The organism is Streptomyces sp. NBC_00536 (genome assembly GCF_036346295.1).
Classification (GTDB): domain Bacteria; phylum Actinomycetota; class Actinomycetes; order Streptomycetales; family Streptomycetaceae; genus Streptomyces.
In genome coordinates this window covers 6,019,021-6,044,873 of record NZ_CP107819.1, presented here as the reverse complement: position 1 = coordinate 6,044,873, position 25,853 = coordinate 6,019,021, and the positions used below count along the sequence as shown (strand labels likewise).

The 25,853-nt window shown below is 73.1% G+C and carries 25 protein-coding genes; 13 read left to right on the top strand and 12 right to left on the bottom strand.

Going from position 1 to position 25,853, the window contains the following annotated elements; translation table 11 throughout:
- The first annotated feature begins 7 nt into the window (after nucleotides 1-7).
- The 7 genes from OHS33_RS26985 (at nucleotide 8) to OHS33_RS26960 (ending at nucleotide 5,467) form a co-directional block, all read left to right on the top strand.
- Nucleotides 8-868: a glutamate ABC transporter substrate-binding protein gene (locus OHS33_RS26985; protein WP_330332988.1), complete on the top strand. Its 861-nt coding sequence runs from the start codon at nucleotides 8-10 to the stop codon at nucleotides 866-868.
- Nucleotides 869-951: 83 nt separating this feature from the next.
- Nucleotides 952-1,626, top strand: a complete 675-nt coding sequence (locus tag OHS33_RS26980; protein WP_330332987.1) for an amino acid ABC transporter permease — start codon at nucleotides 952-954, stop codon at nucleotides 1,624-1,626.
- Entirely contained in the window at nucleotides 1,623-2,507 is an 885-nt protein-coding gene (locus OHS33_RS26975; RefSeq protein ID WP_330332986.1) for an amino acid ABC transporter permease, read from the top strand. The genes OHS33_RS26980 and OHS33_RS26975 overlap by 4 nt, the downstream gene beginning before the upstream one ends.
- Before the next feature lie 164 nt (nucleotides 2,508-2,671).
- A complete protein-coding gene (locus OHS33_RS26970) occupies nucleotides 2,672-4,315 on the top strand; it encodes an FAD-dependent monooxygenase (protein WP_330332985.1) in 1,644 nt (547 codons plus the stop codon).
- A gap of 13 nt (nucleotides 4,316-4,328) precedes the next feature.
- Complete coding sequence (locus OHS33_RS39870; protein ID WP_443065359.1) at nucleotides 4,329-4,442, top strand: putative leader peptide; 114 nt, start codon at nucleotides 4,329-4,331, stop codon at nucleotides 4,440-4,442.
- A 60-nt stretch (nucleotides 4,443-4,502) separates the two neighbouring features.
- Nucleotides 4,503-5,063 carry a cysteine dioxygenase gene (locus OHS33_RS26965; RefSeq protein WP_330332984.1) on the top strand — a complete coding sequence of 187 codons (561 nt, stop codon included), beginning with the start codon at nucleotides 4,503-4,505 and terminating at the stop codon, nucleotides 5,061-5,063.
- Complete coding sequence (locus tag OHS33_RS26960; protein WP_330332983.1) at nucleotides 5,060-5,467, top strand: rhodanese-like domain-containing protein; 408 nt, start codon at nucleotides 5,060-5,062, stop codon at nucleotides 5,465-5,467. The genes OHS33_RS26965 and OHS33_RS26960 overlap by 4 nt, the downstream gene beginning before the upstream one ends.
- Before the next feature lie 431 nt (nucleotides 5,468-5,898).
- On the opposite strand, the gene OHS33_RS26955 is transcribed toward OHS33_RS26960, so the two are convergent.
- From OHS33_RS26955 to recA, 3 genes are all read right to left on the bottom strand, one after another.
- Complete coding sequence (locus OHS33_RS26955) at nucleotides 5,899-8,463, bottom strand: ABC transporter permease (protein WP_330332982.1); 2,565 nt, start codon at nucleotides 8,461-8,463, stop codon at nucleotides 5,899-5,901.
- Nucleotides 8,464-8,576: 113 nt separating this feature from the next.
- A complete protein-coding gene (gene recX / locus OHS33_RS26950; protein ID WP_330335223.1) occupies nucleotides 8,577-9,155 on the bottom strand; it encodes a recombination regulator RecX in 579 nt (192 codons plus the stop codon).
- Nucleotides 9,152-10,279: a recombinase RecA gene (gene recA, locus OHS33_RS26945; protein WP_330332981.1), complete on the bottom strand. Its 1,128-nt coding sequence runs from the start codon at nucleotides 10,277-10,279 to the stop codon at nucleotides 9,152-9,154. The genes recX and recA overlap by 4 nt, the downstream gene beginning before the upstream one ends.
- A 282-nt stretch (nucleotides 10,280-10,561) precedes the next feature.
- Here recA and OHS33_RS26940 point away from each other — a divergent pair, with 282 nt between their 5' ends.
- Nucleotides 10,562-10,876 carry a hypothetical protein gene (locus tag OHS33_RS26940; RefSeq protein ID WP_330332980.1) on the top strand — a complete coding sequence of 105 codons (315 nt, stop codon included), beginning with the start codon at nucleotides 10,562-10,564 and terminating at the stop codon, nucleotides 10,874-10,876.
- A gap of 64 nt (nucleotides 10,877-10,940) precedes the next feature.
- Here OHS33_RS26940 and OHS33_RS26935 read toward each other — a convergent pair whose 3' ends face one another.
- A complete protein-coding gene (locus OHS33_RS26935) occupies nucleotides 10,941-11,558 on the bottom strand; it encodes a TOPRIM nucleotidyl transferase/hydrolase domain-containing protein (protein ID WP_330332979.1) in 618 nt (205 codons plus the stop codon).
- A gap of 74 nt (nucleotides 11,559-11,632) precedes the next feature.
- Between OHS33_RS26935 and OHS33_RS26930 the strand changes: the two genes are divergently transcribed.
- The gene (locus OHS33_RS26930; RefSeq protein WP_330332978.1) at nucleotides 11,633-12,589 is read left to right on the top strand and encodes a GlxA family transcriptional regulator; all 957 of its coding nucleotides are present in this window, start codon (nucleotides 11,633-11,635) and stop codon (nucleotides 12,587-12,589) included.
- Nucleotides 12,590-12,702: 113 nt separating this feature from the next.
- The gene (gap, locus tag OHS33_RS26925; protein WP_330332977.1) at nucleotides 12,703-13,701 is read left to right on the top strand and encodes a type I glyceraldehyde-3-phosphate dehydrogenase; all 999 of its coding nucleotides are present in this window, start codon (nucleotides 12,703-12,705) and stop codon (nucleotides 13,699-13,701) included.
- A 95-nt stretch (nucleotides 13,702-13,796) separates the two neighbouring features.
- On the opposite strand, the gene OHS33_RS26920 is transcribed toward gap, so the two are convergent.
- From OHS33_RS26920 to OHS33_RS26910, 3 genes are all read right to left on the bottom strand, one after another.
- Nucleotides 13,797-14,642 carry a S1 family peptidase gene (locus tag OHS33_RS26920; protein WP_330332976.1) on the bottom strand — a complete coding sequence of 282 codons (846 nt, stop codon included), beginning with the start codon at nucleotides 14,640-14,642 and terminating at the stop codon, nucleotides 13,797-13,799.
- 252 nt (nucleotides 14,643-14,894) lie between these two features.
- Nucleotides 14,895-16,340 carry a glyceraldehyde-3-phosphate dehydrogenase gene (locus OHS33_RS26915; RefSeq protein WP_330332975.1) on the bottom strand — a complete coding sequence of 482 codons (1,446 nt, stop codon included), beginning with the start codon at nucleotides 16,338-16,340 and terminating at the stop codon, nucleotides 14,895-14,897.
- Between the two features lie 72 nt (nucleotides 16,341-16,412).
- Entirely contained in the window at nucleotides 16,413-17,366 is a 954-nt protein-coding gene (locus tag OHS33_RS26910) for a TIGR04222 domain-containing membrane protein (protein ID WP_330332974.1), read from the bottom strand.
- A 107-nt stretch (nucleotides 17,367-17,473) separates the two neighbouring features.
- Between OHS33_RS26910 and OHS33_RS26905 the strand changes: the two genes are divergently transcribed.
- Nucleotides 17,474-18,259: a Clp protease N-terminal domain-containing protein gene (locus tag OHS33_RS26905; protein ID WP_443065358.1), complete on the top strand. Its 786-nt coding sequence runs from the start codon at nucleotides 17,474-17,476 to the stop codon at nucleotides 18,257-18,259.
- Here the strand turns inward: OHS33_RS26905 and OHS33_RS26900 are convergent.
- Nucleotides 18,207-19,373 (bottom strand): AI-2E family transporter, encoded by a 1,167-nt coding sequence (locus tag OHS33_RS26900; RefSeq protein ID WP_330335221.1) that lies wholly within the window; start codon nucleotides 19,371-19,373, stop codon nucleotides 18,207-18,209. The genes OHS33_RS26905 and OHS33_RS26900 overlap by 53 nt on opposite strands.
- A gap of 165 nt (nucleotides 19,374-19,538) precedes the next feature.
- Nucleotides 19,539-19,733 carry a DUF3046 domain-containing protein gene (locus OHS33_RS26895; protein ID WP_330332973.1) on the bottom strand — a complete coding sequence of 65 codons (195 nt, stop codon included), beginning with the start codon at nucleotides 19,731-19,733 and terminating at the stop codon, nucleotides 19,539-19,541.
- Between the two features lie 86 nt (nucleotides 19,734-19,819).
- Between OHS33_RS26895 and OHS33_RS26890 the strand changes: the two genes are divergently transcribed.
- Complete coding sequence (locus OHS33_RS26890; protein WP_330335220.1) at nucleotides 19,820-20,749, top strand: hypothetical protein; 930 nt, start codon at nucleotides 19,820-19,822, stop codon at nucleotides 20,747-20,749.
- Here the strand turns inward: OHS33_RS26890 and OHS33_RS26885 are convergent.
- Nucleotides 20,746-21,054 carry an AzlD domain-containing protein gene (locus OHS33_RS26885; RefSeq protein ID WP_330332972.1) on the bottom strand — a complete coding sequence of 103 codons (309 nt, stop codon included), beginning with the start codon at nucleotides 21,052-21,054 and terminating at the stop codon, nucleotides 20,746-20,748. The two genes, OHS33_RS26890 and OHS33_RS26885, sit on opposite strands and share 4 nt — an antisense overlap.
- The gene (locus OHS33_RS26880; protein ID WP_330335219.1) at nucleotides 21,051-21,752 is read right to left on the bottom strand and encodes an AzlC family ABC transporter permease; all 702 of its coding nucleotides are present in this window, start codon (nucleotides 21,750-21,752) and stop codon (nucleotides 21,051-21,053) included. The genes OHS33_RS26885 and OHS33_RS26880 overlap by 4 nt, the downstream gene beginning before the upstream one ends.
- A 186-nt stretch (nucleotides 21,753-21,938) precedes the next feature.
- Between OHS33_RS26880 and OHS33_RS26875 the strand changes: the two genes are divergently transcribed.
- Nucleotides 21,939-24,974, top strand: coding sequence for a hypothetical protein (locus OHS33_RS26875; RefSeq protein ID WP_330332971.1), 3,036 nt, complete (start codon nucleotides 21,939-21,941; stop codon nucleotides 24,972-24,974).
- On the opposite strand, the gene OHS33_RS26870 is transcribed toward OHS33_RS26875, so the two are convergent.
- Nucleotides 24,913-25,773 (bottom strand): AraC family transcriptional regulator, encoded by an 861-nt coding sequence (locus OHS33_RS26870; RefSeq protein ID WP_330332970.1) that lies wholly within the window; start codon nucleotides 25,771-25,773, stop codon nucleotides 24,913-24,915. The two genes, OHS33_RS26875 and OHS33_RS26870, sit on opposite strands and share 62 nt — an antisense overlap.
- Between the last annotated feature and the right edge of the window lie 80 nt (nucleotides 25,774-25,853).

Below are 25,853 nucleotides of genomic sequence, written 5' to 3'. Positions count from 1 at the left end.
GTTCACCATGAAGGTTCTCAAGGCCGGCGCGGCCGTGGCCGTGGCCGTCGCTCTGGCGCTGACCGCGACCGCCTGTGGCAGCAGCAAGAAGGACGACACCGCCGCGAGTGACGCGGGCAGCTCGGGCGCTGCCAAGAAGGACAAGATCGTCATCGGCATCAAGTTCGACCAGCCGGGCGTGGGCCTGAAGACCCCGGACGGCAAGTACGCCGGTTTCGACGTCGACGTGGCCACCTACGTGGCCAAGGAGCTCGGCTACGCGCCCGACCAGATCCAGTTCAAGCAGGCCGTCAGCGCCGAGCGCGAGAACCTGATCTCGAACGGCGACGTCAAGTTCATCGTGGCGAGCTACTCGATCAACGACAAGCGCAAGGAGAAGGTCGACTTCGCCGGCCCGTACTTCCTCGCGCACCAGGACCTGCTGGTCCGCGCCGACGACAACAGCATCACCAAGGCCGAGGACCTCAACAAGAAGAAGCTCTGCTCGGTCACCGGCTCCACCTCGGCGCAGAACGTCAAGACCAAGCTGGCCCCCGAGGCCGACCTGCAGCAGTTCCCGGGCTACTCCGAGTGCCTGACCGGCCTGGAGAGCAAGGCCCTGGACGCGCTGACCACGGACAACTCGATCCTGGCCGGTTACGCCGCGCAGGACAAGAACAAGGGCAAGTTCAAGCTGGTCGGGCTGAGCCTGAGCAACGAGAACTACGGCATCGGTCTGAAGAAGGGCGACAAGGAGCTTCAGACCAAGATCAACGCCGCCATCGCGAAGATGGAAGCGGACGGTTCCTGGGAAGCGGCCGTGAAGAAGAACTTCGGTCCGGCCAACTACAAGAACGAGCCGGCCCCGCAGATCACCGAAGGCAAGTGATTCATCGGTGAGGTGCGTCGCCGCCCGCCTGTCACGGGCGGCGCCGCACCTCACCGGCCATCCTGGGGAGAGCGCAGGGCATCGTGTTCGATTTTCTTGATTCCGGGCAGTACGACCTGCTCGGGGCCTTCTGGGTGACGGTTCAGCTCACCCTCTACTCGGCGGCCGGATCCCTGGTCTGGGGCACCGTCCTGGCCGGGATGCGGGTCAGTCCCGTCCCGCTCATGCGGGGCTTCGGCACCGCCTACGTCAACGTGGTGCGCAATACGCCGCTGACCGTGCTGATCATCGGCTGCTCCCTGGGTCTGAACCAGACGCTCGGCATCACGCTCGGCGGCGGCACCTTCAAGGACATCGGCTTCCGGCTGGCCGTCCTCGCGCTGACCGCTTACACCGGCACCTTCGTCTGCGAGGCGCTGCGCTCGGGCATCAACACCGTGCCCGTCGGGCAGGCCGAGGCGGCCCGCGCGCTGGGGCTGAGCTTCTTCCAGGTGCTCACCCTGATCGTGCTCCCCCAGGCCTTCCGGGCGGTCATCGGGCCGCTCACGAACGTACTGATCGCCCTCACCAAGAACACCACGGTGGCGGCGGCCATCGGCGTGGCCGAAGCGGCCCTGCTGATGAAGGAAATGATCGAGAACGAGGCGCAGGCCCTCTTCGCGGTCTTCGGCATCTTCGCCCTCGGCTTCGTCCTGCTGACCCTGCCCACCGGCCTGATCCTCGGCTGGGTGGCCAAGCGAGTGGCGGTGAAACGATGACCTCCGTGCTGTACGACACGCCGGGCCCCAAGGCCAAGGCGCGCAACTGGCTGTACTCCGCGGTCTTCCTCGTCGTGCTGGGCCTGGGCCTGTGGTGGGTGCTCTCCACCATGGCGGACAAGAACCAGCTCGACGCCGACAAGTGGACCCCGTTCGTCACCGACGGCGAGATCTGGTCGACCTGGCTGATCCCGGGCGTACTGGAGACCCTCAAGGCCGGCCTGATCGCCATGGTGATCGCGCTGCCGCTGGGGGCGCTGCTCGGCATCGGACGGCTTTCCGACCACGCCTGGGTCCGGATCCCGGTCGGCGCGTTCGTCGAGTTCTTCCGCGCCATCCCGGTGCTGATGCTGATGCTCTTCGGCTCCGCCCTGTACGTGCGGTTCAGCGACGTCAGCTCCGAACAGCGGCCGCTCTACGCCGTGGTGACGGGCCTGGTCCTGTACAACGCCGCGGTCATCGCGGAGATCGTCCGGGCGGGCGTGCTGTCCTTGCCCTCCGGCCAGACCGACGCGGCCAAGGCGATCGGCATGCGCAAGGGCCAGACCATGGTCTACGTCCTGGTCCCGCAGGCCGTGACGGCGATGCTCCCGGCGCTGGTCAGCCAGCTCGTGGTGATCCTCAAGGACACCGCGCTCGGCGGCTCGCTGCTCGCGCTGCCCGAGCTGCTCTCCATGGCCCGGCAGATCGCGGCGAACTACAGCAACACCATCGCGTCCCTCGTCATGATCGCCGTGCTGTTCATCGCCATGAACTTCGCGCTGACCACGGCCGCTTCCCAGCTGGAGAAGCGGCTGCGCAAGTCGAAGAAGAGCACCGGCGCGACGGTCGACCTCGCCGCGATCGACGCGGGCGCGGGCGGCGGCGCGGGCACGGTCTGACACCCTCCTGACACCCGGTCAGTATGATGGCGTGATCCTTGTGGTGCGGCGGAAGTCTTCCGTCGCACCACAAGGCGTCTCACCCACCAGTGTCACTTGACGCATGCGCATTCAGTGGGTTGCATACGTTCTGTGATCACATACCGGACATCGGGAGCAGTGCCGTGGACCCGGTGATCGTCGTGGGTGCGGGACCCGTCGGGCTGACCCTCGCGCTCGCCCTGGCCGGCGCGGGCGTGCCCTCCGTCGTCCTCGACGAGGGTCCGGGCAAGGAGGAGTCCCGCCCCGCCCGTACGGTCGTCCTGCACGCCGACACCGCCGCGATGGTTCACCGGCTGGGCTGTACGACCCTGCGCGACGAGGGCGCCCCCTTCGCCGCCTGGCGCACCACGCGGCGCGGCCGGGACACCCGCCGGGTCACCTTCGAGGACACCACCGCCCCGCTGCACCTGCCGCAGCACGCCCTCACCCGGGGCCTGCGCGACGCCGCCGCGGCGCACCCGCTGGTCCAACTGGTCACCGACAGCCGCCTCGACGCCCTGGAGCAGGACGCCCTCGGGGTCACCGCGCACACCCGGGGCGCCGCGGCCACCTGGTGGCGCGGCAGCCATCTGGTCGGCTGCGACGGCGCCCGCTCGACCGTCCGCAAGCTGCTGGGCATCCGCTTCCCCGGGCGCACCGCCGTGGAACGCCACGCCGTGGCCGCGCTGCGCACCGAACTCCCCTGGCCCGGCGAGGCCCTGCTGCACCGCAGCCGCTCCGCGAAGACCGCCGAGGTCACGGCGCGGCCGCTGCCCGACGGGGTCTGGCGGCTGGACTGGCTGCTGCCGCCGCGCGGCGACCTGGTCACGCCCGACGCGCTGATCGGGATGATCCGCGACACCCTCGCCGGCTGGTGCGGGGGCAGCACGCCCCCGTACGAACTGATCGACACCGGCGTGTACACGCTGCACCACCGGCTCGCCCGGCGCTGGCGCGACGGCCGCGCCTTCCTCGCCGGGGACGCGGCCCACCTGCTGGGCGCCCTGGGCACGCAGGGGGTCGAGGAGGGGCTGCGGGACGCCGAGAACCTGGCCTGGCGGCTGTCCCTGGCCTGGCACCAGGGTGCCTCCGAAGCCCTGCTCGACGGGTACGAGGCCGAACGGCGCACCGCGGTGGCCTCCCGGCTGCGCGCCGCCGACCAGGCCATGCCCGTCCTGCGCGGCGGGGGCGGGCTGCGCACGTACGTCCCGGGCGCCGCGCGCAGCCATGAAACGCTGCTCACGGACGGCCACTTGGGGCGCGGGCCGCTGGGCGCGCCCCCGGCGTACGCCCCGCCCGTCGCCGTACGCGAGGTCCCGACCGACACCCCACCGGGCGGCCAGGCGGCGAACGTACCGGTGACCGCCCCGGACGGGGCGACCGTACCGCTGCGCGACCTGCTCGGCCGGGGGCGGCTCCTCGTGCTCCTCGTCGCTCCCGGAACCGGCGTGTGGGACCGGCGGCACTGGGTCGGCGCCGGGCTGATGCCCCGGCTGGAGGCCGCAGTCGGCGCCCTGCCGGTGCGCGCCGAGCTGCTGGTCGCCGACGGCTACCCGGGGGCCGCCGCGCACACCGTGCTGCTGCTGCGCCCGGACGGCCACCTCGCGGCCACCTTCGCCGGGGTCCGCCCGGCGGAGCTGTACGAGGCGGCGGACGCCGTACGGGCGGGCGCCCCGGAGTCCGCACTGCCGGCGCTGCCCGCGCCCGGACCCGGCTCCGGCTCCGGCTCTGGCCAGGCCGCCGGGCCGCGGGCCCTGCCCGAGGCGTCCGCCACACCCCACCCGTGATCGATTGACCCTCATGTCCGCCCGTGGTTCACTCGCGGACATGACCGGTCACGACGTACGCCTGTGGCGGAGGGTCCACATGGACCTCCTCCGCTATGCGGGCTGCGTCTGTCGCCCTTCCTGCTGACTCGCCTCCTTCCCGCGCGCCCCCGCGCGCTTTCGCGAACTCCCAGGACGGTCATTCCCCATGTCTGCACCCCTGCTCAGCCATGCCCCGGCGGCCGCGGACCCCTCCGCCACCGGCCCCTCCGCCACCGGCCCGGGCGCGGCCGAACTGCTCGACTTCGCCCGGCGGACCGCCGCCGACTCCGCGCTGATCGACTCGCTCCCCCTCGACCCCGAAGGCCGGACCTGGGTGCGTCTCGACGGCCCGGGCGGCAGCGAGGCCTGGCTGATCGGCTGGCCGCCGGGCACCGGCACCGGCTGGCACGACCACGCCGAGTCTCGCGGGGCCTTCGCCACCGCGCGCGGCAGCCTCACCGAGCACTCCCTGTCCGTCCGGCTGCCGTCGGAGGGGTGGAAGTCCCTGCACCTGGCCTCCGGTCTGGACCGCACCCGCACCCTGGGCGCGGGCACCGGGCGCGCCTTCGGCGAGCACCACGTGCACGAGGTGCTGAACGCCTCCCCCGCCGAACACGCCGTCTCGGTCCACGCCTACTACCCGCCGCTCCCGCTGATCCGCCGGTACAGCCGCAGCGGGGCCGTGCTGACCCTGGAGCAGGTCGAGCGCCCGGCGGACTGGCAGTGAGCGCCACCCCCGGCGCCGCGCCCGTCGGCATCGACGAACTGCTGGAGCGGGTCCGCGCGACGTACGAGCGGATCGGGCCCGCCGCGGCCCACTCCGCCTCCCTGGGCGGCGCCCTGCTGGTGGACATCCGCTACCAGGCGCTGCGCGAGCGGGACGGCCTGATCCCGGGCGCGCTGGTGATCGAGCGCAACGAACTGGAATGGCGCCTCGACCCGCGGGGCAGCCACCGCGTCCCCGAGGCCACCTCCCACGACCTGCGGATCGTCGTGATCTGCAACGAGGGCTACGCCTCCACCCTGGCGGCGGCCTCCCTCCACGCCCTGGGCCTGACCCGGGCCACGGACCTGACCGGCGGCTTCCAGGCCTGGAAGGCGGCGGGCCTCCCCGTGACGGCCGCGGACTGACGGCCTGCGCGGACCGCCGCCCCGCCCGGGCTGGCGGCCCCGTGCCGGCCCGTCTGCCCTCCGGGGGCGCCTCAATCGCCGGCGAGGCTGGGATTGGCTCCGGGCGCGGGCATTTCAGCCTCGCCCGGGGGCCCCTCCCAGCGGTAGCTGGGGGAGTTCGAGGCCCCCCGGAGGGGACGACCGGCTCGGGCCAGGCTCCACGCGGCGGCGTACAACGGCCCTCTGCCGCCGGGGCCGGGCATTTCAGCCTCGCCGGCGTTTGAGGCGCCCCCGGAGGGGATGACCGGCTCCGGCCGGGGTCCGGGCGGCGTCGTACAAGGGCCCTTTGCCGCCGGGGCCGAGCATTTCAGCCCCGCCGGCGTTTGAGGCGCCCCCGGAGGGGACGACCGGCTCCGGCCGGGGTCCGGGCGCCCTGGCTCTCGTAGCGGCGGCTAGCCCTTGGCCGAGGCCACCTCCACCGGCCGCACTCGCAGGGCGAAACGGCCCGGCAGGGCGGTGGCGACCAGGGCCAGGAGCCCGGCGGCGCCGACCACCACCCCGTAGACCAGCGGCAGCACCGCCGGGGCCGCGCGCCCCGTCATCCCGACGCTGAAGGCGATCAGCACCGCGAGCGCGATCCCCGACCCCAGCCCCGCCCCGATCAGCAGGACGGCGAGGGCCTCGGTGCGCAGCATCCGCAGGACCTGGCGGCGGGTGGCCCCGGCCAGGCGCAGCATCGCGAACTCGCGGAACCGTTCCGCCGTGGACATCGCCAGCGTGTTGACCACCGCGATCGCGGTGAAGGCGAGGACCAGACCCATCGCGAGCAGGTTCACCTCCGCCTGCGCGTCCTGCCGCTCGGCCCGCGCCCCGTCGGCGTCGGCGGCGCTCAGCACGACCGTGCCCGGGAACTCCTTAAGCGCGGCGGCCAGCTGCTCCCGCCCGGTGCCCGGTTCGGTCGCCACCAGTACGCCGCCGGCCAGCGGGTTGTCCACGTGCGCGGCCACCAGGTCGTGCGCCAGGGTCAGGTCACCGAAGCCGAGGCCCCGGGCGTAGACGGCGGCGACGGTCACCGTGACGGGGGTCCCGTCGCCCAGGGTCAGGGTGAGCGGGCCGCCGGTCTTCAGGCCCAGCTGTTCGGCGGCCAGTTCGCTGACGGCGGCGCTGCCCGGCCCGAAGCCGTCGAGGCTGCCCGCGGTGACCTCCGGGTCCCAGGTGCGGGTGAGCCCCTCCGGGGTGACGCCCTGGGCCGCGTACTTGGTCAGGCCCACCCGGACGGTGGTGCCCACCAGCTCGGTGGCGGCGGTGACCCCTGGCGTGCTGCGGATCCTCGCGGCGGCCCCGGCGGTGACGCCCGGCCCCTGCCCGGCGAGCAGCCAGGGGGCCCGTACGCCCGCACGGGCCTGGCTCCGGGCCGCGTCGCCGAGGGTCGGGGTGACGAAGAGCACCGTGCAGGTCATCCCGACGAGCAGCGCGAGCGGGGTGACGGCGGAGGCCATCCGGGTGGCGTTGCCGCGCAGGTTGGCGGTGGCCAGGCGGCCGTTCTCGCCGGTCAGCCGCAGCGGGCCGGCCAGCAGCGCGGTCGCGGCGCGCACCAGCAGCGGGCCCAGCAGCGAGACCGCCCCGGCGAGGACCACCACCGCGAGGAAGGTGACCGGGGTGGAGGCGGGTTCGGTGCGCAGCGTGGAGAGGACCGCGACCAGGACCGCGCCGCCCGCCAGCAGCAGCGTGCCGATGACGATCCGGGTCCAGGCGGGCCGGGCGCGCTCGACCGCGGCTTCGGCGAGGGCTTCGGCCGGACGGATCCGGGCGATCCGGCGGCCGGTGATCCGGGCGGCGGTCCAGGCGCCGAGCAGGGTGGCGGCGACGGCGGCGGCCATGGGGAAGATCCCGGCGGTGCGCTCCAGGGTGGCCGGCACCGCGCCGGTGGCGATGAACCGGCCGTGCAGCCAGGCGGCGAGCGGCAGTCCGGCCAGGGCGCCGGGCACACCGGCGGCGAGGCCGACGACCAGGGCCTCGCGGCCGAGCATCCGGCGCAGCTGGCGGGGGGTGGCGGCGATGGCCCGCAGCAGGGCGAGTTCGCGGTGGCGCTGCTGGACGGAGAGGGCGAAGGTGCCGACGACGACGAGGACGGCGACGAGGAGGGAGGTGCCGCCCATCGCTCCGCCCATGGAGACGAGCTTGGTGCGCGCGCCCGCCGCGTCGAGGAACTCGACGGGGCCGCGGTCCACGCCGCGGGACACCTGGGCGGTGGTTCCGGCCAGGGCCTCGCCGACCTGCGCGGCCAGTGCGGCGGCGCTGACCCCGGGGCGGGGCAGGACGCCGATCGCGGTGATCCGTCCGTCGCGGGCGGCGAGCCGGCGGGCCTCGCCGGAGTCGAAGAACAGCGAGGTCTGGTGGCCCAGCGCGTCGGCGCCCGCCCCGGCGCGGGCCGGGTCCGCCGCCCGGGCGATGCCGCTGACGGTGTACGTACGCGCTTCCGCGGTGGCCTGGACGGTGAGCGGGGAGCCGGGCCGCAGCCCGGCCAGGGCGGCCAGCTCGCGGTCGACGACCACCTCACCGGCGCCGCGCGGGGGCTGCCCCTCGGCCAGGGTGAAGGGGGTGAGGGCGGCGGATTCCCAGGCGTGCCCGTAGGAGCGCTTGCCGGTGCCGTGTGCCACCAGGGGGACGGCCTGGAAGGTCAGCTCGGGGACCGCCTGCGCGACCCCGGGCACGGCCCGCACGGTGTCGAGGGTGGCGGCCGGCAGCCAGGCCCGGTCGGCGACGGGCTTGGCCTTCTCCTTGACCTTGGTCTTGCCCTTCTTCTCCGCGACCGACCGCTCGTGCACGTTCTGGTCGGCGGAGACGATCACCGGGGCGCCCGCGTAGCGCTCGGTGGCGATCGCTCCGCGCAGGCCCGTTTCGAGGAGGGTGCCGCAGGCGGTGATCAGGGCCGCCGCGCACAGGAGGGCGACGAAGGCGCCGAGGAAACCGGCTGTGCGGTCCCGGACGCTCTGAAGGGCGTAACGCAGCATCATGCGGGTAACTCTGCTGTTCAGGACCCCTGTTGAGCAGTGGAGCGCCCCGGCGTCCCGGCCCGGGGGCTACCCCTACCCCGCCGCGGGGGCGGCCCGGGCGCCGCCGGGGCGGGTCAGAACGCCCGGTACTCCGGGCCACCGAGGTCGTCCACGTCCTCGCCCTCCTCTTCGAGGGCGCGCCGCACCACCCGCAGGGCCATGCCCTCCCCGTAGCCCTTGCGGGCCAGCATTCCGGCGAGGCGGCGGATCCGCTTGTCCCGCTCCAGCCCCCGGGTCCCGCGCAGCTTGCGCTCCACCAGCTCCCGGGCCGTCCGCTCCTCCTGCTCGGAGTCGAGCTGCTCCAGGGCCTCGTCGACCAGGGTCGCGTGCACCCCCTTGGTACGCAGCTCGCGGGCGAGCGCCCGGCGGGCGAGGCCACGGCTGTGGTGCCGGGACTCGACCCACGCCCCGGCGAAGGCTGCGTCGTCGATCAGGCCCACCTCCTCGAACCGGGAGAGGACCTGCTGTGACACCTCCTCGGGGATGTCCCGCTTCTCCAGGGCGTCCGCGAGCTGCTGCCGGGTGCGCGGCGACCCGGTGAGCAGACGCAGGCAGATCGCCCGCGCCTGCTCTTCGGGGCTCTGGGGCGACAGTCCCCGCTCGGCTCTCGGCGTGCCGGAACCACCCGCCCCGTTCTGCTCCCGCACGGTCAGCTCTTGGCTACGGCGGCCTTGGCCGTCTTGGCCTTCGTCGCCGGAGCGGGAACGGTCTTGGCCGCGTCATCGGCCGCCGGGGCCGCGCCGCCCGCCGCGTCAGGACCGGGCTCGGCGCCGGGGGCCTTGCGGATGCCCACGCCCAGCTTCTCCTTGATCTTCTTCTCGATCTCGTCCGAGAGGTCGGGGTTGTCGCACAGGAACTTGCGCGCGTTCTCCTTGCCCTGGCCGAGCTGGTCGCCCTCGTACGTGTACCAGGCACCGGCCTTGCGGACGAAGCCGTGCTCCACGCCCATGTCGATCAGGCCGCCCTCGCGGCTGATCCCGTGGCCGTAGAGGATGTCGAACTCGGCCTGCTTGAAGGGCGGCGCGACCTTGTTCTTGACGACCTTGACGCGGGTGCGGTTGCCGACCGCGTCCGTGCCGTCCTTGAGGGTCTCGATCCGGCGGATGTCCAGACGCACCGAGGCGTAGAACTTCAGCGCGCGGCCACCGGTGGTGGTCTCCGGCGAGCCGAACATCACACCGATCTTCTCGCGGAGCTGGTTGATGAAGATCGCGGTGGTCTTGGACTGGTTGAGCGCACCGGTGATCTTGCGGAGGGCCTGGCTCATCAGGCGGGCCTGGAGACCCACGTGCGAGTCGCCCATCTCACCCTCGATCTCCGCGCGCGGCACGAGGGCCGCGACGGAGTCGATGACGATGAGGTCGAGGGCACCGGAGCGGACCAGCATGTCCACGATCTCCAGCGCCTGCTCACCGGTGTCCGGCTGGGACAGGATGAGGTTGTCGGTGTCGACGCCCAGGGCCTTCGCGTACTCGGGGTCGAGCGCGTGCTCGGCGTCGACGAAGGCGACGGTGCCGCCGGCCTTCTGCGCGTTGGCCACGGCATGCAGGGTCAGGGTCGTCTTACCGGAGGACTCCGGCCCGTAGACCTCCACCACACGGCCGCGCGGCAGCCCGCCGACACCGAGCGCGATGTCCAGCGCGGTCGACCCGGTGGGGATGACGTCAATGGGTTCGTTCGGCTTGTCGCCGAGGCGCATGACCGCGCCCTTGCCGAACTGTCGTTCAATCTGCGCGAGCGCTGCGTCGAGCGCCTTCTCGCGGTCGGTGCCTGCCATGGGTTCCACCCGATTTGCTTGAGTCGATCGCTTCACGCCATTGACGCTAACGCCTGCCACTGACAACGCGCTCCCACGCACGGTTCGCCTGTGGACAACCCATCAGAATGGATGTTCGATTTCCCTGTCAAGCGCGCCACGCCCGACCCAGCGGGTGCGGGCGGCAGGGGGCTGCTCTAGCGTCGGATGGGGGAGGGAATCGATGAGGGAGGGAAAGCCCAGCCGAGCCGGTCCGGCGCGGGGGCCGGGCCGCGCGGCGATCCCGGAGAGCAGGTAGGTCCCATGCGCACGTCGACCCGTATCCGTATCGCGAGTGTCCTCACCGGTCTGACCCTGGCCACCGGCGGCGCGGCCTTCGCCGCCCCCGCGGCCCAGGCGGCCGCCCACGCCTCGGCCCCCGCCTCCGCCCACACGGACGTCTCGGCCTGCATCAACCGGGCCGAGCGGGAGCTGAAGGGCGGCGAGGCTCCGGAAGGCGTCCGCGCTTCGTGTTACGTCGCACTGACCGGCGCCCAGGACGCGTGCGTGACCGGTCTGACCCAGAGCGGCGTGACCCACGCGACCGCGGTCACCGCCTGCAAGGAGGCCGACCAGTAGCCGGACACCCGGACACCCGGACACCCGATCGCCCCGTCGGTCACCCGGCCACCCGGCCACCCGGTCACAGGCTCCGGACGAGGTCGTCCAGCGGAGCCGGGACCTGGGCGGGACCGAGCGCCTCCGCCAGCAGGCGGCCGTAGCGGATCTTCCGGCCCTTCTTCGTGCCGAGGAAACGCCGCAACTGCCGCTCGCGGGGCCGCCCGTGCTGTGCGGGCTGGCGCAGGAAGGTCTGCCAGGACCGCAGGTCGCCCTCGGTCCGGATGATCTCCTCGACCCGTGCCGTGCCCAGCGCGCGGATGAGTTCGTCCTCCAGGTCCGCCACGCACACGAAGAAGCCGCGACGCGGCGCCCCGGCCCGGTCCAGGCCCCGGTCGTAGAAGCCCTGTTCGCCCTCGTCGCACAGCCCCCTGAGGCGCAGACCGAGTCCGGGCGGCCCGAGCAGACCCGCGTAGCGGGCGATGCTCATCGCCCCGCCCATGGCCACGGCGCACACGCCTTCGGCGGCCAGGTCCAGCCCGCGCCGCGCGGCCAGCACCTCGACGGCCTCCAGGTCGCTCGGCCCTTCCAGCAGCACCGCCGTCCGCAGCCCCAGCCGCCCGGCCAGTTCACCCGCCGGTCCACCGGTACCGCCGGCCGCCCAGCGGCCGACCGCCTCCCGGAACGCGCACATGTCCGTCATGGAGCGAGTCTGCGCCCCCACCGGCCGCCACTGCACGCGATACCCGGGCAGGGAAGGGGCATACCCTCTTGCCCGTGCCGTCCTCCCGCCCGCATCGCGTCGCCGTCCTGGTCCTCGAAGGTGCCAAGCCCCTCGACGTCGGCATCCCCGCCCAGGTGTTCTCGGCCCGCGCGAGCATGCCGTACGAGGTGCGGGTCTGCGGAGCGGCGCCCGGACTCGTGACCGGCGGCGACGGGCTCTCGTACGCCGTCGCCCACGGCCTCGACGCCCTCGCCTGGGCCGACATCGTCTTCGTCCCCGGCTACCGGTTCCCGGACCGCGACGAGCCGCCGCGGGCCGTCGTGGACGCGCTGATCGCCGCCCACCACCGGGGGGCGCGGCTCGCCGCCATCTCCACCGGCGCCTTCGCGCTCGCCGCCACCGGGCTGCTCGACGGGAAGCGCGCCACCACGCACTGGCACTACACGCGGGCGCTCGCGGCGAAGCGGCCGCTCGTCCGGGTCGACGAGAACGTCCTGTTCGTCGACGAGGGCAGCGTGCTGACCTCGGCCGGAGCCGCCTCGGGCATCGACCTGTGCCTGCACATCCTGCGCGGCGACCTCGGGGTCGCCGCCTCCAACCACGCGGCCCGGCGGCTGGTCGCGGCCCCCTACCGCAGCGGCGGGCAGGCCCAGTACGTACCGCGCAGCGTGCCCGAGCCGCTCGGCGAGCGGTTCGCCGCCACCCGTGAGTGGGCGCTGCACCGGCTCGGCGAACCGCTCACGCTGGAGGTGCTCGCCGGGCACGCGGCGGTGTCGCCGCGCACCTTCTCGCGGCGCTTCGCCGAGGACACCGGGTACACCCCGATGCAGTGGGTCATGCGCGCCCGCATCGACCTGGCCCGCGAGCTGCTGGAGCGTTCGGAGCGGAGCGTCGAGCAGATCGCCGCCGACGTGGGGCTCGGCACCGGCTCCAACCTGCGGCTGCACTTCCAGCGCATCCTGCGCACCACGCCGAGCGAGTACCGGCGCACCTTCACCCGCGGCGAGTGACCCCCGAGCCCCCTCGCATGGCGCGATCCTTGCGGACCGTGGCGATCACGCCGCTGTCACCGGCGGGCGCCGCGCGCGAACCTGGAGGGGAACCGGAAGGGACACCGATACTCATGACTCGCATCGCCATCAACGGATTCGGCCGCATCGGACGCAACGTGCTGCGCGCCCTGCTCGAACGCGACAGTGACCTGGAGGTCGTCGCCGTCAACGACCTCACGGAGCCCGCCGCCCTCGCCCGGCTGCTGGCCTTCGACACGACGTCGGGCCGGCTCGGCCGCCCGGTGCGGGTCGACGGGGACGACCTCGTCGTCGACGGCCGCCGCATCACCGTGCTCGCCGAGCGCGCACCCGAGCAGCTGCCGTGGGAGAAGCTCGGCGTGGACATCGTGCTGGAGGCGACGGGCCGCTTCACCTCGGCCGACGCCGCGCGCGGCCACATCACCGCGGGTGCGAGGAAGGTGCTGGTCAGCGCTCCGGCGGACGGCGCCGACGTCACGCTCGCCTTCGGGGTGAACACCGCCGCCTACGACCCGGCCGCGCACACGATCGTCTCGAACGCCTCGTGCACGACGAACGCGCTCGCGCCGCTCGCCTCGGTCCTCGACGACCTCGCGGGCATCGAGCACGGTTTCATGACCACGGTGCACGCCTACACGCAGGAGCAGAACCTGCAGGACGGTCCGCACCGCGACCCCCGCCGCGCCCGCGCCGCCGCAGTGAACATCGTGCCGACCACGACCGGCGCCGCGAAGGCGATCGGGCTGGTGCTGCCGAACCTCGCCGGCAAGCTCTCGGGCGACTCGATCCGGGTTCCGGTCCCGGTCGGCTCGATCGTCGAACTCAACACGACGGTCGCCCGCGACGTGACGCGCGAGGACGTCCTGGCGGCGTACCGCACGGCCGCGGACGGTCCGCTCGCGGGCGTGCTGGAGTACTCGGACGACCCGCTCGTGTCGTCGGACATCACCGGCAACCCGGCCTCGTCGATCTTCGACTCGGCCCTCACCCGCGTCGACGGCCGCCACATCAAGGTGGTCGCCTGGTACGACAACGAGTGGGGCTTCTCGCACCGCGTCATCGACACGCTCGAACTCCTCGCCGCCGGCTGACCCGTGAGCGGGCCCGTGCCTTCGGGCTCCCCCGGCGCCGCCCGCCTCCGGATGGAGACGGGCGGGCCGTGGGGCGGGCGGTGTTACGGCCGGTGTTACGGCCGGGGCAGGACGCAGCCGGGGCGGTTCAGGTCGATCACGCTGCCGGCACCGATGCAGGGGACGATGATGTACGTCTCCTGCGCGTAGTTGATGCCCTGGCGGACCGTCACGTTGCCGTTCTGGTCGACCTCGCACGGGTTGTTCTCCGTGCAGCGCTGGCCGTCCTCGTTACCGGTGTTGTTGACGGCGACGACCCGGCCGGTCGCGGTGTCGATCACGGGCGAGCCGGAGGTGCCACCGATCGTGTTGCAGGCCGAGGTGTAGCGGATCGAGTCCTTCCAGGTCCAGTCGCCCTCCTTGAGGCGGTAGACGAACCCGTCCGCGTTGCAGGTGTAGATCCGCTTCCAGTACCCGGACACGACCTTGATCGAGGCGCCCTGCACCGGGTGCGCGTCGTTGAGGGTGAGCGCGCTGATGCCGTACTGGCTCTGGATCTGCGCGTACGTCTTGGTCAGCTGGTAGATGGAGATGTCGGTGTCGGTCATCGTCGCGTACGAGACCTTGCTGGCCCGCAGCGTCGCGACCTTCGAGCCGGAGCCGTTCAGCAGCGAGAACGAGCGGCTGGACGGCTGGTCCTTGATGACCTCACCGGCGGCCGGGAAGCCGGTTTCCAGGCAGTGGCCGTTGGAGAGGACGAGCGCGGGGTCGCTCGCGAGGGAGTTGGGCGTCCGGACGACGGAGCCGGAACAGTTGCTGAGCGCGACCGTTCCCGCGAAGTTGACCGTGACGGCCTTCGCGGCCTTCTCCGCCGTCGACTGGGGTGCGGAGGCCACGGCCGGGGCTGCCGCCGCGCCCATCAGGAGCAGGGAGAGCAGCGCGCCGACGAGAGGCTTCTTCATGTGGGGGTTCCCCTCTGAATGACGATGCAACCGAAGATCCTCCGGTTGTCATGCGCATTGTTGGGATCCCCGACTCAACTGGCAAGAGGGCAAGGTGAGTTACCCGGCCGCTCGGTCACCACTCGGCCGGATTCCGCCCCTCGGCCGAACCGGGAGGGCGCACGAAAAACCGCTGCCCGCCCGGTCCTTGGCCCCGAAGCGGGGCGGTGGACCGGGCGGGCAGCGGTGCGAGCGGGCCGGACGGGCGGCGGATCAGACCGCCGGCGCCGGGTAGGTCGGGTACTCCACGCCGGAGACGTACTGGACGACCCGGATGACCTGGCACGAGTAGCCGAACTCGTTGTCGTACCAGAGGTAGAGGATCGCGCTGTCGCCGTCGACCTTGGTGGCGCCCGCGTCGACGATCGAGGCGTGCCGCGAGCCGATGAAGTCGCTGGAGACCGCGTCGGGGGCGGTGGTGAAGTCGATCTGGCGCTTCAGCGGCGAGGTCAGCGAGACCTCCCGCAGGTAGTCCAGGACCTCTTCGCGGGTGGTCTCGCGCCCGAGCCGCAGGCTGAGGATCGCGATCGAGACGTCCGGCACCGGGACGCGGATCGAGCTGCCGCTGATCGGCGCCTTGAGGTCGGGCAGCGCCTTCGCGACGGCGGAGGCGGCACCGGTCTCGGTCATGACCATGTTGAGCGGCGCGGAACGGCCACGGCGGTCGGCGCTGTGGTAGTTGTCCAGCAGGTTCTGGTCGTTGGTGAACGAGTGGACGGTCTCCACGTGGCCGCGCAGGACGCCGTACTCGTCCGCCATCGCCTTCAGCGGCGGGACGATCGCGTTGGTGGTGCAGGAGGCGCAGGACAGGATCTGCTCGTCCGGCTTGATCGTGTCGTGGTTGACGCCGTGGACGATGTTGGGGACGTCGCCCTTGCCCGGAGCCGTCAGCACGACCTTGTCGATGCCGGGGCGCAGGTGCTTGGAGAGGCCCTCGCGGTCGCGCCACTTGCCCGTGTTGTCGATGAGGATGGCGTCCTTGATGCCGTACCCCGTGTAGTCGATCTCCGACGGGTCGTTGGCGTAGATCACCTTGATCTCGTTGCCGTTGGCGACGATCGTGTTGTTCGCCTCGTCAACGGTGATCGTGCCCTGGAACTGACCGTGGATCGAGTCGCGGCGCAGCAGCGAGGCGCGCTTGACGAGGTCCGCCTCACCGCCCCCGCGGACGACGATCGCGCGCAGCCGCAGGCCGTTGCCGGACCCGGCCTTCTCGATCAGCAGCCGGGCGACGAGGCGGCCGATGCGGCCGAACCCGTAGAGGACCACGTCGCGCGCCTCGCGGCGCTCGATCTTGTTCTCGCCCGTGGCACCCGCGACGGCCTCGGCGGTGAACTCGGCGACCGAGAGGCCGCGGCTGTCGGCCTTGTACGTCGCGGCGAGCATGCCGAGGTCGATCTGCGACGGGCCGAGATCGAGGGTGGTGAGGGCGTGCAGGAAGGGAAGCGTCTCGGTGACCGAGAGTTCCTCACCGGCTATCTGCCGGGCGAATCGGTGGATCTTGAGAATGCTGACCACCGACTTGTTCACCAAGGAGCGGCTGTGCAGCAGGACGGTCACGTCCTGCTCACGGTGCAGCTTCCCGATGATCGGGATCATCGACTCCGCGATCTCCTCGCGGTTCTTCCAGTTGGTGAACGCGTCGTCTTTGACAGTCACAGGTTTATCTTTCGAGCTAGGGGGCGCTCATATGCTATCCCCCCGCCCTTTTGATCGTTCATACGGTGCCCCCTAACCGCACCCGCACCCCCCACAACCCCCGCCGCAGCCACCCCCACAGCTGCTCCCGCACCCTCCGCCGCAGCTTCCTCCCCCGCCCCGGCCACTGCCGGAGTCGGAGGAGTCCGAGGAGCGCCAGGGCAGCGCCACGACGACGGGGACCTGCGGTTCCGGCGGCACGAGCAGGGGAACCAGCTCCGCCGGGCCCCGGTCGATCCCGTGCCGGGCGACATCGGCCAGGACGCCCGCCTCCGCGCCCACGATCGGCACTCCGGCCACGATCCGCGGCTGCCAGGTCCTGTCCTGCCTGACCTCCCGCAGCCGCCGCGCCCCCGCCCGGGTCACCCGGCCGGAGGGGGCGCGCCCGAAGCGCCGCGGGGCCAGCCACCCGCCCCCGGTCACCACGCCCAGCACCCCGAAGGCGATCAGCGGCGCGATGCCGTTCCCCTCCCCCGTCAGCTTGTCGGTGACCAGCGCCGCGATGGCCAGCAGGGCGGCGGCCACCGAGAGCACGCCGATCACGCCGTTGACCCGCCCGAGGGTCCCCACCCGCTTCCCGTCGGGCACCAGACCGCGCCCGGCCAGCACCTCCTCGATCCATCGCACCGGCGGGCCGTACGCGACCTGCCGCCGGACCGTGACGGCGGACCGGGCCCCGTCCTCGTCACAGGCGCCGCTGTACGCCGCCACCTGGACCGGATCGTCCGCCGGCGCCCCGCCCACCAGCGCCAGCCGCTTCCCCGTGCGCACCTCCAGCCGTCCGGTCAGATAGAGGGAGACCAGCGCCACGTCGGCGACGGCCTCGTGCCCGCCCCGCAGGTACGCGGCCTCGTACAGCGTGAGCGCCTCGTGACCGGCGGGCGGAAAGAGCGCCCGGTACGCCCGGACCCGCCACCCGACGGCCCCCAGCAGCGGCAGGGCCGCCGCGACGAAGAGGAAGATCCGCACAACTACCCCCAGAATCATGCTCCTTGGGAACGAGTGTGCGGCCATCTCGGCGCGCCGGGCAATCTCCGACCCGACTGACAACCCAGGGTTGACACCCCATGGACTGTCAACCTACGGTTGCACTTATGACGAACCCGAAGAACCCTTCGGCGGGCTCCGCAGAGACTGCGGCCCCCGCGCGCATGACGAACCCGGTCCGCCTCGACGATCTGATCGCGGGCATCAAGCAGACCCACCCCGACGCCCTGGAACAGCTCAGCGGTGCGGTCGTCGTCGCCGAGCACCTCGGGGACGTCGCCGACCACCTCATCGGCCACTTCGTCGACCAGGCCCGCCGCTCGGGCGCCTCCTGGACCGACATCGGCCAGAGCATGGGCGTCACCCGGCAGGCCGCCCAGAAGCGCTTCGTCCCCAAGAACGACGGGGACCTCGACCCCAGCCAGGGCTTCTCCCGCTTCACCCCGCGCGCCCGCAACGTCGTCGTCAAGTCCCAGAGCGAGGCCCACGCGGCCGGCGGTACCGAGATCCGCCCCGCGCACCTGATCCTCGGCCTGCTCGCCCAACCGGAGGGCCTCGGCGCCCTCGCACTGGCCGCCCAGGAGATCGACCCGGAAGCCGTCCGAGCCGCCGCCACGGCCACCCTGCCGCCCGCCGCGGCCGAGCCCGCCGACCCGTCCGGCCACATCCCCTTCGACGCGAACTCCAAGAAGGCCCTGGAACTCACCTTCCGCGAAGCCCTGCGGCTGGGCCACAACTACGTCGGCACCGAGCACATCCTGCTCGCCCTCCTCGAACTGGAGGACGGCGAGGGCGTGCTCAGCGGACTCGGCGTCAGCAAGGCCGCCGCCGAGGCGCACGTCACCGAGGCCGTGGACGCCGTACTCGCCGCGACCAGGCAGCAGCAGCCCTGAGCCCGGGCGCGGTGACCACGGCGCCCGGCTGCCCGGCCCCGCCGTCGTGGCCGCCGTCGTCACCCTCGCCTTCGCCCTCGCCCTCGTGGACCACGGCGTAGCGCCGTACGTACGCACCGAGGAAGGCCTGCAGGGTCGCGACGGCCGGGATGGCGATGAGCGCACCGACCGCGCCGAGCAGGGCCGTCCCCGCGATGACCGATCCGAAGGCCACCGCGGGGTGGATGTCGACCGTCTTCGCGGTCAGTTTGGGCTGGAGCACGTAGTTCTCGAACTGCTGGTAGACCACCACGAAGCCGAGGACGTACAGCGCGTACCAGGGATTGACCGTGAAGGCGATCAGCATCGGCAGCGCGCCCGCCAGATAGGTGCCGATGGTGGGGATGAACTGGGAGACCAGCCCCACCCACACCGCGAGCGCGGGCGCGTACGGCACGTCGAGCACGACGAAGACGATGTAGTGCGCGATCCCGGAGACCAGCGCCATCAGCCCGCGCGAATAGAGGTAGCCGCCGGTCTTGGTGACGGCGATCTCCCAGGCGCGCAGCACCTCCGACTGCTTCGCGGGCGGCAGTACGGAGCACAGGGCGCGCCGCAGCCGTGGCCCGTCGGCGGCGAAGTAGAAGGCGAACAGGCCGACCGTCAGCAGCCGGAAGAGCCCGCCGAGCACGGTCGCCGAGACGTCGAGCACCCCGGACGCGCTGTTCTGCACGTACTTCTGCAGCCAGTCCGAGTGCAGCACGCTGTCCTGGATCTCCAGCCGGGACAGATCCGTGTGGAAGGTGCTGTTGATCGAGCCGATGACCGAGTCGAGGTAGCGGGGGAAACCCTCCACCATGTCGACGATCTGCCCGGCGAGCATCGAGCCGAGCAGGACGACGAACCCGGCGGTCGCGGCGAACACCCCGAGGAACACCAGGAAGGTGGCCAGCCCGCGGCGCATCCCGCGGGCCGCCATCCGGGCCACCGCGGGTTCGATCGCGAGGGCGAGGAAGAACGCGATCAGGATGTTGACGAGCAGTCCGATGAGCTGGTGGAACGCCCAGCTGCCGAGCTGGAAACAGGCGATCAGCGCGAGGACGACGACCACCGCGCGCGGCAGCCAGCGCGGCATCCGCTCACGCGGGCCGCTCCCGGCCGGCGAGGCCGGATCGGGTGTACCGGACGTATCGGTGTCGAGCTGGTCGGTGACTGCCACACGGACAAGTCTCCCGTACCGGCAGCAACGCCGACACCACGGTCACCACGGTCACCGCGGCCCCCACAGCCGCCGACGCGCTCAGCGCAGCGAGGCCGGTACGTCCATCGCCGAACAGACCGCCCGCCACACGTCCTTGGTCTCCCAGCCCGCGTCCAGCGCCTCGGTCACCGTGCGCCCGCCCAGCTCGGCCATCACGTGATCGCGCGCGAAGGACTCCGCGTAGCCCGCCCCGAAGTGCTCGGCCATCCGTTCCCAGAAAATCGTCAACCGCATGCGTCCATTATCCCGCCCCGGAGAGTGCACCCGGGCCGTTCCCGCCGTCCGCGCCCCCTCCCGCGTCCTACGGTTCCCCCATGGCCATGGCAGGAGACGACGCAGCACCGCTCGCCCGCGCCGAGCGGTTCATCTGGCTCACGGCACGGGTGCTGGAGCAGCGGCGGTTCGCGTTCCACTTCCTCGGCGGCGACGCCGATCCGGTGGACACCGCCCTCGGCTCGTACCTCAACGGCGACGGCGGCTACGGGCACGCCCTCGACCCGGACCTGCGCGGCCCGCACAGCCAGCCGCTGCACACCGCGCACGCCCTGCGCGTCCTGGACGGCCTCGGCCGCTGCTCGGGACGGCGGATCGAGCAGCTGTGCCGCCACCTCGGCGGGGTCTCCACCCCGGACGGCGCCCTGCCGGTGGTGGTCCCCTCCCCGCGCGGCTACCCGGCGGCGCCCTACCACCCGGTGCAGGACGATCCGCCGGGCGATCTCCAGGTCACCGGCCCGGTGGTGGGGCTGCTCCACCGCAACCGGGTCTGGCACGCCTGGCTGTTCCGTGCCACGGAATTCTGCTGGGACCGGATCGAGACCCTGCGCAGGTCCCATCCGTACGAGATCCAGGGCGCGGTCGCGTTCCTGGACGGCACCCCGGACCGGCCCAGGGCCGCGGCCGCCGCCGACCGGCTGGGGCGGCTGGTGCGCGAGCAGGGCCTGGTCGTCCTCGATCCCGGGCGGCGCGCCGAGTTCCCGGTCGGCCCGGGCTACGCCCCCGGCGAGCACCTCTTCCCACACGATTTCGCCCGTCGCCCCGAGTCGCTGGCGCGCGGCTGGTTCACCGACGAGGAGACGGCGCGCTCGCTGGACTTCCTCGCCGCCGAACAGCAGGAGGACGGCGGCTGGCCGGTCCGCCGGCGCGCCTGGGCCCCGGGCAGCACCCTGGAGCGGCGCCCGATCGTGACGCTGGAGGCCCTGCTGACGCTCCGGGCCTACGGGCGCCCCCTGACGGGGGTCCAGACGACCTAGCCGCCCAGCGCCCGTACCCCCGCCGTGACGGCGACGGCGACCGCGACGACCACGAGGAACGGGGCCCGCAGCAGCAGGGCGATCCCGGCGGCCAGCACCCCGGCGGCGCGCGCGTCGACCACCAGCGCGGAGCCGGTGCTGAAGGTCTGCTGCGCGGTGAGCGCGGCCAGCAGCGCGACCGGCAGCAGGGCGGCCAGCCGCCGCACCAGGGGCCGTTCCAGCACCCCGGCCGGGACGAGCAGCCCGGCGAGCTTGACGGCGTAGCAGCCGAGCACGGTGAGCCCGATGGCGATCCAGACGTTCACGAGCGGGGTCCCTTCGCGCGGCGGCCGGTGAGGAAGAGCACGGCCGGCGCGGCGAGCGCGGCCACGAGCACCGGCACCCCGGCGGGCAGCACCGGCAGGAAACCGAGCCCGAGCACCAGGGCGAGCAGGGCGACGGCCCGCTCGGTGGTGGTGCGCAGCATCGGGGCGAGCAGCGCGAGGAAGACGGCGGGTCCGGCCGCGTCCAGGCCCCAGGCGGCGGTGTCCCCGATCGCCTCGGCGCCGAGCGCCCCCAGCAGGGTGGTGAGGTTCCACAGCAGGTAGAGGGTGAGTCCGGTGACGGTGAACCCGAGGCGGGCGTGGGCCCGCCCCTTCTGCGCCAGGGTGACGGCGGTGGTCTCGTCGATGACCCAGTGGGCGGCGAGCGGGCGCACGGCGCGGGGCAGGTCCAGGAGCGGGGACAGTCGCAGCCCGTAGAAGGCGTTGCGGGTCCCGAGGAAGAAGGCCCCGGCGGCGGCCGTGAACGGGTTCCCGCCCGCGGCCAGCGCCCCGACCAGGGCGAACTGCGAGGCGCCGGTGAAGACCAGCAGGCTCATCACACAGGCCTGCGCGGTGCTGATCCCGGCTCCGGCGGCGGTCACCCCGAAGGCGAAGCCGGAGAGCCCGACGGCCACCCCGACGCCGAGCGCGTCGCGCACGACGGCCCGGCGCCCGGCCCGTCCGCCGAGCCCGGCCGGCACACCCGGCCCGCCCGGCCCTTCTCCGTCGGCCGTCGTACCGGCCGGTTCCGCTTCCACTGTCCGCTGCTCTCTCACCCGGCGAAGCTATGCGGGTGCCCGCGGCTCCGTCTTGTACGTTCTTGCGCCGGACCGCCCGACACGGCGCCACGGGACGACCCTGAGTGATCATCTCGCTACGGTGGACGCATGAAGCGTGTTCGCGCCTTGCCGGTTGAACGTCCTTCGCACGCCCGCTGGGCTCCTCTCCTGTGTTTCGCCGCACTGATCGCGGCCATCGCCCTGACCGCGGTGTGGGTCAACCGCCGCCCCGGGAAGGTGCCCGGCGAAGTGGCCCTCCAGGTCTCGGGCGGCTGGGAAGGGGCCTGTCACGCGCTCTACGACCGGCGGCCGTGGTGCCCGGCCTACGGGGACCCGCTGCTGTGGCAGCAGTACAAGGCCCTGCGGCTCGACTCCTCCTTCGTCATCCCCGTGTACACGCTCGCCCTGCTCGGTGTCTTCGGGCTGGGCAGCTGTTTCCTGTACCGCCAGGTGTCCCGGCGGTACGCGGTCCGCGGCCTGGCCGCCACCCTCGCCCTGGCCGCGGCCGACGCGGGTGAGAACGTCTTCGAATACCGCGCGCTCGACGGACTGGCCCCCCACGAGGACGGTGACCTGGCGATCGCCGCGATGTTCGCCCTGCTGAAGTGGTCGATCGCCCTCCCCCTGGCGGGCGCGGCCGGATGGATGGCCTTCACCCTGCTGGCCCGGGCCGTCCTGCCGCGGGTCCGGGTCGCCAACGCGCCGCCGTGCGAGCAGCCGGCCCGGGTACAGGAGGCCCACCGGCTCGCCGACGGCTCCGAGCGGTGGGCCGGCCCGGACGTCATCGCGGCCCCCGCCGCACCGCACGCGACCACACCGGTGGCCGACTGGTCCGCTCCCGCCCCGCCCGGTCCCCTCCCACCGAAGCCGCCCCAGGACAGCGCCAAGGCCCGCTGGCGCACCCGCGCCTACCAGCCGCCCGGCCGGGAACCGGCGAGCGTCGGCATCTGCGTGTCCGGCGGCGGCATCCGCTCCGCCGCCGTCACCCTGGGCGCGCTCCAGGCCCTGCGCGAAGGCGGGGTGCTGGGCCGGGCCCGCTATCTGGTGTCCGTATCCGGCGGCGGCTACACGGCGGGGGCGTTCCAGCTGGCGCTGACCCGTCGGCGGCCCATGGATCGCGAGGACGGCTCCCCGCCCTTCGCGCGGACCGGACTCGCCACCGCGCGGGACGTGTTCGCGCCCGGCAGCCCCGAAGAGGACCACATCCGCCGCCATGCCAAGTACCTCGCGGACAGTCCCCGGGAGCAGCTGCTGGCCGTGGGCGTGATCCTGCGCGGCCTGGGCGTCTCGCTGGGGCTGTTGGGCCTCGCGTTCGTGGTGGCCGGGATCTGTCTCGGCGTCTTCTACGGGGCGGTCCCGCTCACCAGCCTCGCCCGGCTGCGTCCGGAGCCCAGCGCCCCCTTCCCCGCCTTCGAGCCGCACGCCCGCGTCCTCTACCCGGTCCTCGCCCTGGTCGGGTTCTCGGCCTTCGTCTCCGTGGTGGCCTCAGTGTTCACGTACGGCGGGAAGTCGCGGCCGGCCTGGGTCCGCGCCACCGTGCGGGGTCCCCTCGCGCTGGCGGCGGCGATGACCGTGTTGGTGGTGGTGCTGCCCGCCGTGTTCTGGTTCTTCGCGTGGCTGGCCCACCGGGAGGACGTGCTCCCCACCGGCCCCCGCGGCATCTCGATCCTGGGCGCTCTGACGGCCGCCGCCACCGCGCTCGGCGGGGTGTTCACCGCCGTGAGCGACCGCTCGAAGAAGCTGATGCCGAGCGGTGAGGGCGCCGCTCCGTTCCGGGGATCCGCCACGTCGATCGTGACCCGGATCGGGGGCGGCCCGCTCACCGCGATCGTCGTCTGGCTGGTACTGCTCCTGCTCGCGTTCTTCGGGCTCTCCCTGCTGTCCTGGTCGGCCGTCTCCGCGCACGGCTGGCCGCTCGGGTGGAAACTGGGCCTCCCGATCGCCCTGCTCGTGTCCGCGATCCTCATCGACCAGACCACCTTCAGCCTGCACCCCTTCTACCGGCAGCGCCTCGCCGGTGCCTTCGCCGTGCGCCGGGCCGTGCTGCGCGACGGGTCGGTCGGCGCCGTCCCGTACGACTACAACGCCGAGTCGACCCGGCTGAGCACCCACGGCAGGCGGGCCGAGGGCTTTCCGCAGGTGATCTTCGCCGCCTCGGCCGCCCTGTCGCTGCGCAACCGGACGGCGCCGGGCCGGCCCGCGGTGCCCTTCACCTTCTCCCACGACTGGGTGGGCGGACCGGACACCGGATGGGTGCGCACGGCCACGATGGAGGAGACCGCGCACCCGGTGATCCGGCGCGACCTCACCGTGCAGTCCGCGATGGCGGTCTCGGGCGCCGCGTTCGCCTCGGCGATGGGCAGCCAGGGCAGTGCCGTCCAGCGCCTGCTCGCCCTGTCCAACCTGCGCCTGGGCACCTGGGTGCCCAACCCCTCGTACCTCGCCGAGGTGGCCCGCCACCGCCGGGACTGGACGATGCCCCGGCTGCCCTGGTTCCGGCGGCTGCGCTACCAGCTCCAGGAACTCGCCGGGCGCTACTCCGACACCAGCCCGATGGTGCTGTGCACCGACGGCGGCCACTTCGACAACCTCGGTCTGGTCGAACTGCTGCGGCTGCGCTGCGAGACGGTCTACGTGATCGACTCCTCCGGCGATCCCCCGCCGCTGGCCGTCACCCTCGCGCAGGCCGTCACCCTCGCCTACGAGGACCTCGGCGTCCGGATCACCTTCGACCGGGCGGAGGTGCTGCGGCTGGTGCCGGGCAGCGCCGCGACGGTCGAACCGGCGGATCCGATGGCCGCCCTCAACACCCGCTTCTCGGCGGACTGCGTCGTCCGCGGGGTCATCGAGTACCCGGAGCCGGTCGATTTCCCGGGCCGCGGGAAGCCCTCGCGGTTCGCCACGATCGTCTTCGCGAAGGCCAGCCTGACCCCGGACATGCCGTACGAACTGCTGGCGTACGCCCTCAAGGAGAAGGCGTTCCCCCGGCAGAGCACCTTCGACCAGTGGTTCGACCACGCCCAGTTCGACGCCTACCGGGAGCTGGGGCACCACCTCGGCGCCGAGGCGGCGAAACCCCCGGTCAAGCGGCGCCGCTTCGGCCCTTCCGGTAAGCCCCCGGAGGCACCCCCACGATCCGGGTGAAGTGCCGGTTCAGGTGCGGCTGGTCGGTGAAGCCGACCGCGAGGGCCGCCTCGGCGGGCGGGGTGCCCGCCTCCAGCAGCAGCCGGGCCCGCCGCACCCGGGCGTCCGTCAGCCAGGTGTGCGGCGGCATGCCGTACCGCTCGCGGAAGGCCCGCAGCAGTGCGAAGGGCCGGGTGCCCAGCTCCTCCGCGAGCTGTTCCAGGGACGGCGGTTCGCACATCCGCGCTTCCAGTACGTCCCGGGCCCGCTCGGCGTCGGCGGCGCCCGCGGCAGCGGCACCGGGGGCGGACAGCGTCCCCGCGTGCCGCCGCAGCATCCGCGCCACCACGCCCCGCAGCAGGGTGTCGGCGGCCAGCGGGTTGCCCTCTTCCGCGGCCCGGTGCACCTCGGCGATCATCCGCGCGGCCCGCGGATCGAGGACCATGTCCGGGGTGAAGGCGGGGGTGCCGCGCGGTGCGCCGCTCTCGCCGGCCACCTCCGCGATCAGCTCCCGGGAGGGGTAGAGGGTGGCGTACGCCCAGCCCTCGGGGACCCCGGCGCGCGCGGAGTGCGGGACCTCCGGGTTGATCAGGACCACACTGCCGGGGCCCGCCCGCACCACGCCGCCGGGCAGCCCGATCTCCTCGACGCCGTGGGTGACGGCCGCGATGACGTACCCGTCGTGGGCGTGCCGCGGGAAGGTGTGGCGCACGTAGTGGGCGCGCAGCAGGTCCAGCCCGGGCAGCTCGGCGTACTGCCAGTGCCGGGCCCACTCGCCGGACCCGCGCGCGCCGCTCCCCTTACCCTCCGCTGCCGCCATTCCTCCATTCTGCGCCCTCGCTCCGGGGTGCGTTCGCGCAGGTCCGGGCCGTTGTCGGTGGTGGGGTGCACGATGGGGGC

Bases quoted from the DNA above. Each gene is read 5' to 3' on its own strand.
- OHS33_RS26875 (WP_330332971.1), top strand. From the start codon at position 21,939: ATGAAGCGTGTTCGCGCCTTGCCGGTTGAACGTCCTTCGCACGCCCGC.
- OHS33_RS26920 (WP_330332976.1), bottom strand. From the start codon at position 14,642: ATGAAGAAGCCTCTCGTCGGCGCGCTGCTCTCCCTGCTCCTGATGGGC.
- OHS33_RS26890 (WP_330335220.1), top strand. From the start codon at position 19,820: ATGGCAGGAGACGACGCAGCACCGCTCGCCCGCGCCGAGCGGTTCATC.
- OHS33_RS26940 (WP_330332980.1), top strand. From the start codon at position 10,562: ATGCGCACGTCGACCCGTATCCGTATCGCGAGTGTCCTCACCGGTCTG.
- OHS33_RS26955 (WP_330332982.1), bottom strand. From the start codon at position 8,463: ATGATGCTGCGTTACGCCCTTCAGAGCGTCCGGGACCGCACAGCCGGT.
- recA (WP_330332981.1), bottom strand. From the start codon at position 10,279: ATGGCAGGCACCGACCGCGAGAAGGCGCTCGACGCAGCGCTCGCGCAG.
- OHS33_RS26965 (WP_330332984.1), top strand. From the start codon at position 4,503: ATGTCTGCACCCCTGCTCAGCCATGCCCCGGCGGCCGCGGACCCCTCC.
- OHS33_RS26895 (WP_330332973.1), bottom strand. From the start codon at position 19,733: ATGCGGTTGACGATTTTCTGGGAACGGATGGCCGAGCACTTCGGGGCG.
- OHS33_RS26985 (WP_330332988.1), top strand. From the start codon at position 8: ATGAAGGTTCTCAAGGCCGGCGCGGCCGTGGCCGTGGCCGTCGCTCTG.
- OHS33_RS26905 (WP_443065358.1), top strand. From the start codon at position 17,474: ATGACGAACCCGAAGAACCCTTCGGCGGGCTCCGCAGAGACTGCGGCC.
- OHS33_RS26910 (WP_330332974.1), bottom strand. From the start codon at position 17,366: ATGATTCTGGGGGTAGTTGTGCGGATCTTCCTCTTCGTCGCGGCGGCC.
- OHS33_RS26975 (WP_330332986.1), top strand. From the start codon at position 1,623: ATGACCTCCGTGCTGTACGACACGCCGGGCCCCAAGGCCAAGGCGCGC.
- OHS33_RS26935 (WP_330332979.1), bottom strand. From the start codon at position 11,558: ATGACGGACATGTGCGCGTTCCGGGAGGCGGTCGGCCGCTGGGCGGCC.
- gap (WP_330332977.1), top strand. From the start codon at position 12,703: ATGACTCGCATCGCCATCAACGGATTCGGCCGCATCGGACGCAACGTG.
- OHS33_RS26900 (WP_330335221.1), bottom strand. From the start codon at position 19,373: ATGCCGCGCTGGCTGCCGCGCGCGGTGGTCGTCGTCCTCGCGCTGATC.
- OHS33_RS39870 (WP_443065359.1), top strand. From the start codon at position 4,329: ATGTCCGCCCGTGGTTCACTCGCGGACATGACCGGTCACGACGTACGC.
- OHS33_RS26870 (WP_330332970.1), bottom strand. From the start codon at position 25,773: ATGGCGGCAGCGGAGGGTAAGGGGAGCGGCGCGCGCGGGTCCGGCGAG.